Here is a 12151-nt window from a genome sequence, read left to right as displayed (position 1 = left end):
ATGTCTGTATATTAGGATACAACCGTTTTGCAAAGGAGGAAATACATGGGAACTACAGATAACAGTCTCTGGATCAAAATCCAGCAGGGTTTGAGGGAAACCGAATCACTTATGAACCAGAAGCAGTATAACATGGTCATGATCAAAGCTCGTCAGACTCTGGAATATATGATTCATTTTCTTGCCGAAAAGGCTTTGATTGTGGAAACCGATCTGGCAGACAGCATTGACCAGTTATATGAAGGACGATTTATTTCCCAAACGGTCAAAGATCACTACCATCGGATCCGGGTACTTGGTAATAAAGCAGTGCATGAAGGCAATGACAGTCCCTATGATGCGTCAGAAGCCTGTAAACTGATTTCTATTGAAGTTACTGCCTTTACAAATGCATTTCATAAAAGCAATCAGGGTTCACAAGCCCAGAAACCACGCACTGCAGGTGTACAGGCCGCTCCTGTCGCACCAAGAGTTGCATCCCAGAGAACTGCAGCTACAGCAGACGAGCCCAGAAGAACAGGAACGCCTCAAAGAGCCAATACCGGCTCTTCCCGCAGAGCTCCACAGAGTTCTGGTTCCAGATCAGGTCAAAGACCCCCCCAGGGCAATGCCCCAAGGAATGACAGACGCCCGGCTCCTCAAAACAGAAGCCGACGCCGAATCAAAAATAAACGTTCTGATTTGTCCGGTTTAATAAAGCCGCTTCTTATATTTTTAGTTCTTTTTGTTGTCGTGCTGATTATTGTAAAGCTGATACCAGGGAAAGATAAAAAGAATGAAACTGTGCCTACAGAGATCTCATCAGAAGTTACTTCAGAACCAATATCTACTACTGCAGAAGTTGTCACTGAGCCTGCGGAAACAGAAACAGAGCCTCCGAAAGTTTATACAACGAAAAGTAAACTGAATGTCCGGTCCAAACCTGCTTCCGACAGCACAAAGCTTGGAAGCCTTGCGTCTGGTACTGTTGTGGAGTATGTTGAAACCTATGATGATAAATGGACCGTTATCACATTTGAAGGGAAACAGGCCTACGTAGCAACGGAATTTTTGACCGTCACGGAAGGAACTGGTAAATCAGAATCAGAATCGGCTTCCGAAACCACGAAAGCCGCAAGTCAATAATATTATTAAGCGAAGAATCAAAAGCAGACTGCTTTTGATCTTCGCTTTTTTATGTATATAATGCATAAGTATAGTACGGTTGGCATACTTTATATTTATGTCAAAATTCAGACTTCTATATGTTTTTTCCAAATTACTATGGAAATTTTTTTTAATTGTAGTATTATTAATAATTAGAACCTTTTTATTTTAGTTCACTATTCACAAAAGGAGGGCAAAAAATGGATGTTGTGATTGATAAAATATCTGAGATCGAATCAGCTGCCACTTCCATCATGGAACATGCCAATGAACAGAAAAAAGCGTTTGCAAAAGAAATGGATGAACGCACTGCTGCATTTGATGCCCAGCTGGAACAAGAAACAGAAAAAGAAATAGAGAAACTGAGAGCAGGTATGGAAATCAAAATGAATCAACGCTTAAAGAAACAGAGGGATGAGTTGCAAGAAATCCTGAAGGCTATGGAAAAAAACTTTGAAGTCCATCATACCCAATATGCAGAGGAACTATTCAATAACATGATAAAGGAGTGATTCAATGGGAAATCTGTTATCCTACAGCGGTTTGACAACCAAGGTACGGGCGATGGAAAGCCATCTGATCTCCGACAGCCAGTTCCGTGATATGGCTGCTCTTGAAACAGTTTCCGATGCAGTGGAGTATTTAAGACATTTAAAAGCCTATGAGGGCTTGTTTTCCGATGTGGATGATGAAAAACTTCACCGGGGTGCGATTGAACAGCGGCTTATCCTGTCCCTGTACCAGGATTTTGCAAAGCTCTACCGTTTTTCCAACTTAACACAGCGTAAATTCCTTGACTTATATTTTATGCACTTTGAAATCGATATCCTGAAAAAATGTTTCCGTAACGCCATGGGACGAAACCAGCTGGATATCGATCTTTCTGTGTTCAGGGACTTTTTTTTCAAACATTCTTCACTGGATTTAATGAAGCTTTCCTCTTCCGCAAATTTACATGAATTTATTGCAAATCTGGAGGGCTCCATCTACTACGATCTTCTGATCCATTTAGAAGAGGGAACCGAAACGACACTGTTTGATTATGAAGTACATCTGGATCTGCTTTATTTTAAAACAATCTGGAAAGTAATGAGTAAATACTTAAACAAAAAGTCGCAGGAACTTTTAATCCAATGTTTTGGCAGTAAACTTGATTTGCTCAATATTCAGTGGATATACCGTTCCCTTAAATATTACCACTTACAATCCGCTGATATTTATGCACTTCTTATTCCGTTTCATTATCATTTAAAAAAGGATCAGACTGCGAAGTTGGTAGAATCCGGGACGATGGATGAATTTTTTGCTGTCCTTAAAACTACCTATTACGGTCAGAAGGCGGATATGGATGTAAGGGAGAAACCAGATTTAGAGCAGCTTACCAGTGAGGTTCTCGATAAAATATACCGTTCCACAAGCAGACAGAATCCATATTCCATCGCAACACTAAATTCCTATCTTTATTTAAAGGAGGAGGAAATTCAAAAAATAATAACACTCATAGAGAGTATCCGGTATCAGCTGAAGCCGGAAGAAATTATCTCCTATGTAGTTAAACAGTAAAGGGGGTAGCTTTTCCTGTGATTGAAAAAATGAAGTTTTTAAGTATTACCGGACCAAAAGAAGATATTGACCGGGTCATAGATACCTATCTGTCCAAATATGAGATTCATTTAGAGAATGCGTTGTCAGAGCTGAAAACGGTAAAAGATTTACGGCCTTATATCGAAACCAATCCATATAAGGACACATATCAGCGCGCCCAGGAGTTGTCCAGACTTCTTTCTGATAACATCACTGATACAGACTTAAAGGATGTATCAATTGAAGAAGCGGTCAGAACAGTTGAGGAAATTGGATCTCAGGTGGAAGAGCTGACCACAGCGCAGGCAGAATATCAGGAAAAAATCGATGCCTTAAACCAGTCTCTGGAAAAAATAATACCGTTTACGGGACTGAATTACGATTTAAGTTCCATATTGCATTTTAAGTACATCAAATTCCGTTTTGGACGAATTTTACACGAATACTATAACAAATTCGAAAGCTACGTTTATGACACAATAGACACAGTCCTTTATAAATGCCGGGAAGATTCAGAATACGTCTGGCTGGTTTACTTTGTCCCGGATACAATCTCTAATCAGATTGATGCGATTTATTCGTCCATGCATTTCGAACGATTCTTTGTGCCTGACGAGTATAAAGGAACTCCTTCCGATGCCATTCATAACCTGCAGGATAAAATAAAGGTACTTGAGACAGAACAGAATGCCGTTAAAAAGGATCTGGAGCAGATACTGGAGACAAGAAGGGTTGATCTGTTATCCGGACTAAACCGTCTGGAGACCTTTTCCACTAATTTTAATGTAAGAAAGCTTGCTGCCTGCACCAAGCAGAATATCAATACCTTTTACATTCTCTGCGGCTGGATGAGCTTCCGGGACGCCAGGGCATTCCAGAAAGAAATCTCCAATGACGAGAAGACTTTCTGCATCGTGGAAGATGACCACAGTAACATTATGAGCGATCCTCCCACAAAGCTGTTAAATCCCCGGTTATTTCAGCCATTTGAACTGTTTATAAAAATGTACGGTCTTCCGGCATATAATGAGATCGATCCTACGATTCTCATTGGAATTACTTATTCGTTCCTGTTTGGTTTTATGTTCGGGGATGTTGGTCAGGGACTTTGCCTCCTCTTTGGCGGATTTCTTCTTTTCCGTCTGAAAAAGGCCAGCCTGGCTGCCATCATATCCTGCTGCGGATTCTTTTCCACCATATTCGGATTCCTGTTTGGCAGCGTATTTGGATTTGAAGATGTGATACATGCCGTATGGCTGCGTCCAATGGAGCATATGACCAATCTGCCGTTTATCGGTAAACTGAATACCGTATTCATTGCTGCAATCTGCATCGGTATGGGAATTATACTTCTTACCATGATACTCAATATCATAAACAGCATCCGGTCACATGATCCGGAGCGAACGCTTTTTGATACCAACGGTGCCGCCGGACTTATTTTTTATGCAAGCCTTGTCCTTACCATCGTTCTTTATATGACAGGCAATCCAATACCGGCATCCGCAATTTTAATTTTAATGTTCGGACTTCCGCTTCTTCTTATATTCTTTAAAGAACCGCTAACCGCCCTGCTGGAGCGCAAAGCAGCGGTACTTCCGGAAGGCAGGGGCATGTTTGTAATACAGGGATTTTTCGAACTGTTTGAAGTTCTCTTAAGCTATTTTTCCAATACACTTTCCTTTGTCAGAGTGGGCGCTTTTGCAATCAGCCATGCTGCCATGATGGGAGTTGTATTAATGCTTTCCGGAGCAGAGGCCGGCACCCCCAACTGGATTGGCGTGATCTTAGGCAACTTATTTGTCTGCGGCATGGAAGGACTGATTGTAGGAATTCAGGTCCTTCGTCTGGAATATTATGAATTATTCAGCCGCTTTTACCGTGGAACCGGCCGTGCATTTAAACCTTACGGAAAGAAAAATTAATTATTTCAGGAGGAAACCAATATGTCAACATTAGTAAAAATTACATTAGCAGCTGCATTACTTTTAAGCATTGCAATCCCGTTCGGAGCTTTTGCCATGGGGGAGAAATCAAAAGGGCGTTATAAAAAAGCGCTGGGAATTAACTTACTTCTGTTTCTTGGCACCATTGCCGTATCCGGTATTTTTCTCTTTAACGGCCAGGCGCAGGCTGCAGAAGCTGCTGCAAATGCTTCTGCCGGCGTTGCAGGAATGGGATATCTGGCAGCCGCTCTTTCTACCGGTCTTGCCTGTATCGGCGGCGGAATTGCTGTTTCCGCAGCAGCAAGTGCAGCACTGGGCGCCATCAGCGAGGATGGCTCCATACTTGGTAAATCACTGATCTTCGTAGGTCTTGCCGAAGGTGTTTGTCTCTATGGCCTGATCATATCCTTTATGATCTTAGGTAAATTATAATTTATGAAAATGTATCTGATCAGCGACAATGTGGATACCTGGACAGGTATGAGACTGGCCGGCGTAGAAGGCGCTGTCGTTCATGAAAAAGCAGAATTGAAAAGCCAGCTTGATAAGGTTCTGGCCGACAAAGAGATCGGGATCATCCTCTTGACGGAAAAATTCGGGAAAGCATTTCCTGACATCATTAATGATGTCAAATTAAACCGCAAGCTGCCGTTAATTATCGAAATCCCTGACCGCCACGGTACTGGCCGCAAGCCCAACTTTATCACGGATTATGTCAACGAAGCAATCGGATTAAAACTATAAGAAAGAGGTGGTCATCTTGACAACTGAGGAAAAATTGCAGCACTTCCTTGAGTTTTGTATGGAAGATGCCAGGTCCCGCAGTGCAAAGATGCTTGATGAATATACCACTGCCTTAGAGCAGACCTTTTCAGAACATCAAGAGGATGCAAAACGCAGAGCCAAACAGCAGGCGGCATCAGAAAGCGAACAGATCGAACGGGAGATTAACAAACAGCTCTCCCTAGAGCAGATCGGCACAAAGCGTGAATTTGGAAAAAAACAAGATGAGTTAAAAGAAAAACTGTTTCAGGAGTTACAGGAGATGGTGAATCATTTCAGAAACACCCCCCAGTATACAGAACTGATTGAAAAAGAAATCAGGGAAGCAAAGGAACTGGCAGGAAAAGAATTTATTACCATCTACATTGATCCTGCTGACGAGGAAAAAATCAGGAGCCTGTCCTTACCGGAAAGCGCTGATATCCGGGTCAGTGAGTATTCATTCATGGGCGGAATAAGAGCCGTGATTCCTAACAGACACATTTTAATTGATAACTCCTTCCAGACAAAACTGGCGGAGGCAAAGCGGGATTTCAGGTTTAATATAAAAGATTTGATGGGAGGTACGGAAAATGACTAATACAGGCACCATTTCCGGCATCAACGGCCCCGTCATTTATTTAAAGGGCGATCCCGGATTCAGAATGAATGAAATGGTCCATGTGGGAAAAGATCATTTAGTCGGCGAGGTAATCGGACTTACGGACCGCCGCACCATTGTTCAGGTATACGAGGAGACCAGCGGCATAAAACCAGGGGAAACAGTCACTTCAACAGGGTATCCTGTTTCCGTAACTCTGGCACCCGGAATTCTTAATAATATTTTTGACGGTATCGAACGCCCCTTAAGCGAGATTGCAAAAACAGGAGGCGCTTATATTGACAGAGGAATCCACGTAGATTCCCTTGATACCGAAAAACTCTGGCAGACCCATATTACGGTTAAAAAAGGTGACCACTTACTTCCTGGCGCAATTATCGCAGAAGTACCGGAAACACCTGCCATCGTTCACAAGGTAATGATCCCCCCTGATGTGGAGGGAATCGTACTTGATGTGGCAGAAGACGGCGATTATACCATATCTGACCCAATCATTACGCTAACGCTTTCTGACGGATCAGAAAAACAGCTGACAATGACACAGAAGTGGCCCATCCGGGTTCCAAGACCTACATTAAAACGATATCCGGCAACCAAGCCGCTTATCACCGGTCAGAGAATTATTGACACTCTCTTCCCTCTTGCCAAGGGCGGTACTGCATGTATCCCGGGAGGCTTCGGAACTGGTAAAACCATGACTCAGCATCAGATTGCCAAATGGTCCGATGCTGATATCATTATCTATATCGGCTGCGGAGAGCGCGGCAATGAGATGACTCAGGTACTGGAGGAATTCTCTCAGTTAATCGACCCCCGTTCCGGCAACCCCCTAATGGACCGGACTACGCTGATCGCCAACACCTCCAATATGCCGGTAGCCGCCCGTGAGGCCAGCCTTTATTCCGGTCTTACACTGGCGGAATACTACCGTGATATGGGATATCACGTAGCCATAATGGCAGATTCCACCTCCAGGTGGGCAGAGGCTCTTCGTGAATTATCCGGCCGTCTGGAAGAGATGCCTGCAGAAGAAGGCTTTCCTGCTTACTTAGCCTCACGTTTATCCGCTTTCTACGAGCGTGCAGGAATGATGCAGAATATCAACGGAACAGAAGGCTCCGTTACGATTATCGGCGCGGTTTCTCCTCAGGGAGGCGATTTCTCAGAGCCCGTGACACAAAACACAAAACGTTTTGTCCGCTGCTTCTGGGGTCTTGACCGGAATCTGGCCAACGAGCGTCATTTCCCAGCAATTCACTGGCTTAGCAGCTATTCCGAGTATTTAACGGATCTGGCTCCCTGGTACCTGGAGAAGGTAGATAAAAAGTTTGTGGATTACAGAAACCGTATGGTATTTATCCTGACACAGGAAAGCAGTCTGATGGAGATTGTAAAGCTGATTGGCGGTGATATGCTCCCTGATGATCAAAAGCTGATTTTAGAGATTGCCAAGGTCATCCGAATCGGTTTTTTACAGCAGAATGCCTTCCATAAGGAAGACACCTGCGTTCCTATGGAAAAGCAGTTTAAGATGATGGACTTAATTCTCTATCTGTATAAAAAGTCCCGTTCCCTGGTTTCAATGGGAATGCCCATGTCTGTCCTGAAGGAAGATCCTGTCTTTGATAAGATTATATCTCTGAAATATGATGTGCCAAACGACAGACTGGATCTATTTGATGACTATAAAAAACAGATTGATAACTTTTATGATTCTGTCATAGAACGAAACGCATAGGAAGGAGGCAGACGATGGCAATTGAATATTTAGGCTTAAGTGCAATTAACGGACCCCTGGTTGTTTTAGAAGGCGTCCAGAATGCTGCCTTTGACGAGATCGTGGAAATGACAGTAGCTGGTAAAACACAGAAACTGGGACGTATTATTGAAGTTTATGAAGATAAAGCAATTATTCAGGTATTTGGAGGAACCGACGGACTGGCTCTTAGAAATGTCCATACCAGACTGACCGGGCACCCCATGGAGCTTGCCGTTTCCGAAGACATGCTGGGAAGAACGTTTAACGGGATCGGAGAACCAATTGACGGACTGGGTGATATTAACTCAGATATCTATCTTGATATTAATGGAAAGCCACTAAACCCCGTAACCAGAGAATATCCCAGAGATTATATCCGTACCGGAATCTCAGCTATTGACGGCCTGATGACCTTAATACGCGGTCAGAAGCTCCCCATATTCTCCGGTAATGGTCTTCCTCATGATGAGCTGGCTGCACAGATTGTACAGCAGGCATCCTTAGGTGATAATTCCGAATCCAGCGAAAAATTTGCTGTTGTATTCGCAGCCATGGGCGTAAAATACGACGTTGCAGATTTCTTCAGGCGTACCTTTGAAGAAAGCGGCGTTTCCGACCATGTGGCAATGTTTATTAACCTGGCCAATGATCCGGTGGTAGAACGTCTTATTACGCCAAAAGTGGCTCTTACGCTGGCAGAATACCTGGCTTTTGAAAAGGGGATGCATATCCTGGTTATTTTAACGGATATGACAGCTTACGCGGAGGCGCTTCGTGAGGTTTCTTCCTCCAAGGGAGAAATCCCCTCCAGAAAAGGTTATCCCGGCTATCTGTACAGCGAGCTGGCATCCATCTATGAGAGAGCAGGCATCGTAAAAGGGCGGCATGGATCTGTAACCCAGATTCCCATTTTAACCATGCCAAATGATGACATCACCCATCCAATCCCTGATCTTACCGGTTATATCACAGAGGGACAGATCGTTTTGGACCGGAACTTATACGGGCAGTCTGTTTATCCACCCATTAATGTGCTCCCGTCCCTAAGCCGTCTGATGAAGGATGGAATCGGAGAAGGCTTTACCAGGGCAGACCACCAGGGCGTGGCGAACCAGCTGTTTTCCTGTTACGCCAAGGTAGGTGACGCAAGAGCTCTGGCATCTGTAATTGGTGAAGATGAGCTTTCCCCCATTGATAAAAAGTATCTGGTATTTGGCAAAGCGTTCGAAGACCGCTTTGTCGGACAGGGAAACCACTCCAACAGAAATATTCTTGAGACATTAACCATCGGCTGGGAACTTCTCGGTCTGCTCCCAAGAGCGGAGCTGGATCGTGTCGATACCAAGGTATTAGACCAGTATTATAAGGAAACCACCGCTGAAGCTTCAGGCGAATAGGAGGGGTCAGAATGAATCCGAATACATTTCCAACCAAGGGTAATTTAATCCTTGCGAAGAACTCCCTGACATTAGCCAGACAGGGTTATGAGCTGATGGATAAAAAGAGGAACATCCTGATCAAAGAACTGATGAGCTTAATAGATGAGGCCAAGGGAATTCAGTCGGAAATTGACGTGACGTTTACTGCTGCGTACAAAGCACTTCAGAAGGCAAATATTGAACTGGGGATTAATTACGTGCAGGATATTGCCATGGCAGTACCCATCGATGACAGGGTGCGTATTAAGACACGAAGTATTATGGGTACTGAGATTCCGTTAGTGGAGCATGAGGAAATGCCTCTTAATTTAACCTATGCTTATTACAGCACGAGGGAATCTCTTGACGAAGCACGTTATCATTTTGAAAAGGTAAAATTGCTTTCCGTAAAACTTTCCATGGTGGAAAACTCAGCTTATCGTCTGGCTAACAGTATTAAAAGGACACAGAAACGGGCCAACGCATTAAAGAACATTACGATCCCCCGCTACGAAACTCTTACCAGAAATATTACAAATTCTCTGGAGGAAAAGGACCGGGAGGAATTTACAAGACTGAAAGTTATTAAGCGCACCAAGAAAAGCATGTAAAACAAGAGAGCTGAGATGCCTGATTTAACGACATTTCAGCTCTTGTTTATATTAAATCTATCGTTCTGATAATTGCTTCCACTTGACGCCAAGATCTGGGGAAGAATAATTCTTCATTTTTTCAATCAGACCCTGGGGCTGTGTATCCACCAGTAAAAGCCCCTTGTTGGAAGGATTCATAAATCCTTCCGCAATCGCTGCATCTATCATATTTAACAGAGGATCAAAAAAATGGGCTACATTTAATAATCCTACCGGTTTTTTATGAATACCAAGCTGTGACCAGCTGAGAACTTCAAACAGCTCCTCATAAGTTCCAACTCCACCAGGCAACGCAATAAAAGCATCTGCCAGATCAGCCATTGTTTTTTTTCTTTCATGCATATCATTTACTTCTATCAGAAGCGTCAGATCCTGATTGATAATCTGACCCGGAAACAGTCCTTTCGGTATGACGCCTGTCGCCTTACCCCCATTTTCCAGCACTTCCTGTGCCACTTCTCCCATTAACCCCACGTTGGAACCTCCGTAAATTAATTCCATACCATTTTCACTGAGAATCTTCCCCAGCATTCTGGCGCAATCTTTATATTCTTCTCTGTTTCCCAGATTAGAACCTGAATAAACACAGACTTTTTTCATGCGGTACCTCCCACTTGTTTTATAATCATTAATCCGTTGACGATGTGATCTGAAACTATTATAATCAGCTCATAGCCATAAGTAAAATAGAGATTAAATATGGGAGGTATATTAAAAATTTATATGTTAATTCCATTTGAACTTTACCGTGTCTTTTATACCACAGCCAGACTTGGAAGCATTTCAAAGGCTTCCAAAGAGCTTTTCACCTCTCAGCCAGCTGTCAGTTATTCCATAAAACAACTGGAGGAAAAACTGGGCGGCCAGTTATTTTTCAGAAACGCAAAAGGGGTGTCCCTGACTGCTGAGGGAGAGATATTGTACCAATATATTGAAAAGGGATGCGCTCTGATTCTCTCCGGCGAACGCAAATTTGGAGAATTGAAAGATATGACTTTGGGACAGCTGCGAATTGCTGTCTGCTCTGCCGTCTGTAAAAACGACCTGCTAAAGCCCATTACCCGTTATCATCAGCTGTATCCTGATATCCGCATCCACGTCAGAGATGAGTCCAGTCATGAAATCTCCAGGCTTCTTGATACAGGAGAAATTGATATTGGGATTATTAATTTCCATGAAAATACCAATAAACAGCTGCATATAGTCAAGCAAATAAATAAAGAGATGTGCTTTGTTGCAGGTGAGAAATATGAGGCTCTAAGCACGAATCCCATCTCACTTCGTGCACTGACAGAAGCTCACCCCTTAATTGCACTTCACAAAGGCGGCAGTACAAGGAAAGTTCTGGATCAATTTCTGCTCTCACATGGAATTAATAAAAATCCCCAGATCGAGTTAAGTACATTGGAGCTGATTGTTGAGTTCACCATTAACGGTTTGGGATTTGCCTGCGTAACAAAAGATTATGTGGCAAACGAACTGGCCTGTAAAAAGCTTTTTCTTATTTCCCTTATAGAGCCTCTTCCAGATATAAATCTGGCGGTTGTATTAAAAAAAGGCATGCCGGTCTCCACTGCATCAGAAAAATTCTTAGAACTGATTAAGCAATAAGCTGCCGATCTTTAATATCCCAGACTCTGATTTATAATAATCACTTTTATCCGGTCCTTTATAAACTGACCTGTTATGAGGACAAAGTCATTGCAGAATCTTTCTTTATGATTGCAGTCAATGCACCTGCCCAAAGCCGCGCAAGGAGTTGATTTACCCAGCCGCTTTGCATCCAGTGGTGCTGCAATCTGCCTGGTTCTTTTTATGGCTTCGTCCAGATTATCAGTGATTTTATTAACTCCTGCTACAACAATTACCTGACCAGGTCCATATAACATGGGAGCCACTCTGCTTCCATTTCCATCTATATTAAACAGCTCGCCTTTTTTTGTAATTGCATTCACTCCGGTAACAAATGTATCTGCCCGAAAATTCTGCAAATACAATTCCCTTTTATCTTTGCCAGTCAGAGAAGGCTGAAACTTATCCAGAAAATGAATATTACGAATTCTCAAATGATCGAAAACCCCAAGCTGATCCAGTGTTACGGAATCCCCGCAGCCTACGGTTTCTCCATCTTTGATCAACTCATCCAAAAGAGAAATCAACAGCCCCTGCTGATCCACATAATATCCTGCTATTTTATTTTTATTAAGATTCTCAATAACCTCTCCCACGTGCTCAGGAACATTCTTGTTATCAAAAAGCAT

At 43.1% G+C, this 12151-nt stretch carries 13 protein-coding genes; 11 read left to right on the top strand and 2 right to left on the bottom strand.

The genetic code is table 11. From position 1 onward, the window contains the following. Window positions 1-45 precede the first annotated feature (45 nt). The 10 genes from ABS301_RS11440 (at window position 46) to ABS301_RS11395 (ending at window position 9848) form a co-directional block, all read left to right on the top strand. A complete protein-coding gene (locus ABS301_RS11440; protein WP_349672350.1) occupies window positions 46-1125 on the top strand; it encodes an SH3 domain-containing protein in 1080 nt (359 codons plus the stop codon). Between the two features lie 221 nt (window positions 1126-1346). After that, entirely contained in the window at window positions 1347-1658 is a 312-nt protein-coding gene (locus ABS301_RS11435; RefSeq protein WP_277409720.1) for an ATPase, read from the top strand. A gap of 4 nt (window positions 1659-1662) precedes the next feature. Then, on the top strand, window positions 1663-2709 hold the full coding sequence (locus tag ABS301_RS11430; protein ID WP_349672349.1) for a V0D/AC39 family V-type ATPase subunit: 1047 nt from the start codon (window positions 1663-1665) through the stop codon (window positions 2707-2709). A 17-nt stretch (window positions 2710-2726) separates the two neighbouring features. Continuing rightward, a complete protein-coding gene (locus tag ABS301_RS11425; RefSeq protein WP_349672348.1) occupies window positions 2727-4655 on the top strand; it encodes a V-type ATP synthase subunit I in 1929 nt (642 codons plus the stop codon). Between the two features lie 21 nt (window positions 4656-4676). Beyond that, on the top strand, window positions 4677-5108 hold the full coding sequence (locus ABS301_RS11420; RefSeq protein WP_104439579.1) for an ATP synthase subunit C: 432 nt from the start codon (window positions 4677-4679) through the stop codon (window positions 5106-5108). 3 nt (window positions 5109-5111) lie between these two features. Then, window positions 5112-5420: a V-type ATP synthase subunit F gene (locus tag ABS301_RS11415; RefSeq protein ID WP_104439578.1), complete on the top strand. Its 309-nt coding sequence runs from the start codon at window positions 5112-5114 to the stop codon at window positions 5418-5420. A 16-nt stretch (window positions 5421-5436) separates the two neighbouring features. Further along, a complete protein-coding gene (locus tag ABS301_RS11410; protein ID WP_502877961.1) occupies window positions 5437-6039 on the top strand; it encodes a V-type ATP synthase subunit E in 603 nt (200 codons plus the stop codon). Further along, window positions 6032-7798: a V-type ATP synthase subunit A gene (locus ABS301_RS11405; RefSeq protein WP_349672346.1), complete on the top strand. Its 1767-nt coding sequence runs from the start codon at window positions 6032-6034 to the stop codon at window positions 7796-7798. Before ABS301_RS11410 ends, ABS301_RS11405 begins: the two co-directional genes overlap by 8 nt. Window positions 7799-7812: 14 nt before the next feature. Continuing rightward, window positions 7813-9216 (top strand): V-type ATP synthase subunit B, encoded by a 1404-nt coding sequence (locus ABS301_RS11400; protein WP_349672345.1) that lies wholly within the window; start codon window positions 7813-7815, stop codon window positions 9214-9216. A gap of 11 nt (window positions 9217-9227) precedes the next feature. After that, the gene (locus ABS301_RS11395) at window positions 9228-9848 is read left to right on the top strand and encodes a V-type ATP synthase subunit D (protein WP_104439574.1); all 621 of its coding nucleotides are present in this window, start codon (window positions 9228-9230) and stop codon (window positions 9846-9848) included. A gap of 57 nt (window positions 9849-9905) precedes the next feature. Here ABS301_RS11395 and ABS301_RS11390 read toward each other — a convergent pair whose 3' ends face one another. Continuing rightward, window positions 9906-10490 carry an LOG family protein gene (locus tag ABS301_RS11390; RefSeq protein ID WP_349672344.1) on the bottom strand — a complete coding sequence of 195 codons (585 nt, stop codon included), beginning with the start codon at window positions 10488-10490 and terminating at the stop codon, window positions 9906-9908. A 99-nt stretch (window positions 10491-10589) separates the two neighbouring features. On the opposite strand from ABS301_RS11390, the gene ABS301_RS11385 reads away from it, so the two are divergent. After that, entirely contained in the window at window positions 10590-11501 is a 912-nt protein-coding gene (locus ABS301_RS11385) for a LysR family transcriptional regulator (RefSeq protein WP_349672343.1), read from the top strand. Window positions 11502-11512: 11 nt separating this feature from the next. Here the strand turns inward: ABS301_RS11385 and ABS301_RS11380 are convergent, their stop codons facing one another. Then, entirely contained in the window at window positions 11513-12151 is a 639-nt protein-coding gene (locus tag ABS301_RS11380) for a lactate utilization protein (RefSeq protein ID WP_349672342.1), read from the bottom strand.

The organism is Lacrimispora sp. (assembly GCF_031982545.1).
Classification (GTDB): domain Bacteria; phylum Bacillota; class Clostridia; order Lachnospirales; family Lachnospiraceae; genus Lacrimispora.
Note: the sequence above shows the minus strand (reverse complement) of the source record. Positions and strands in the feature narration are given on the sequence as shown.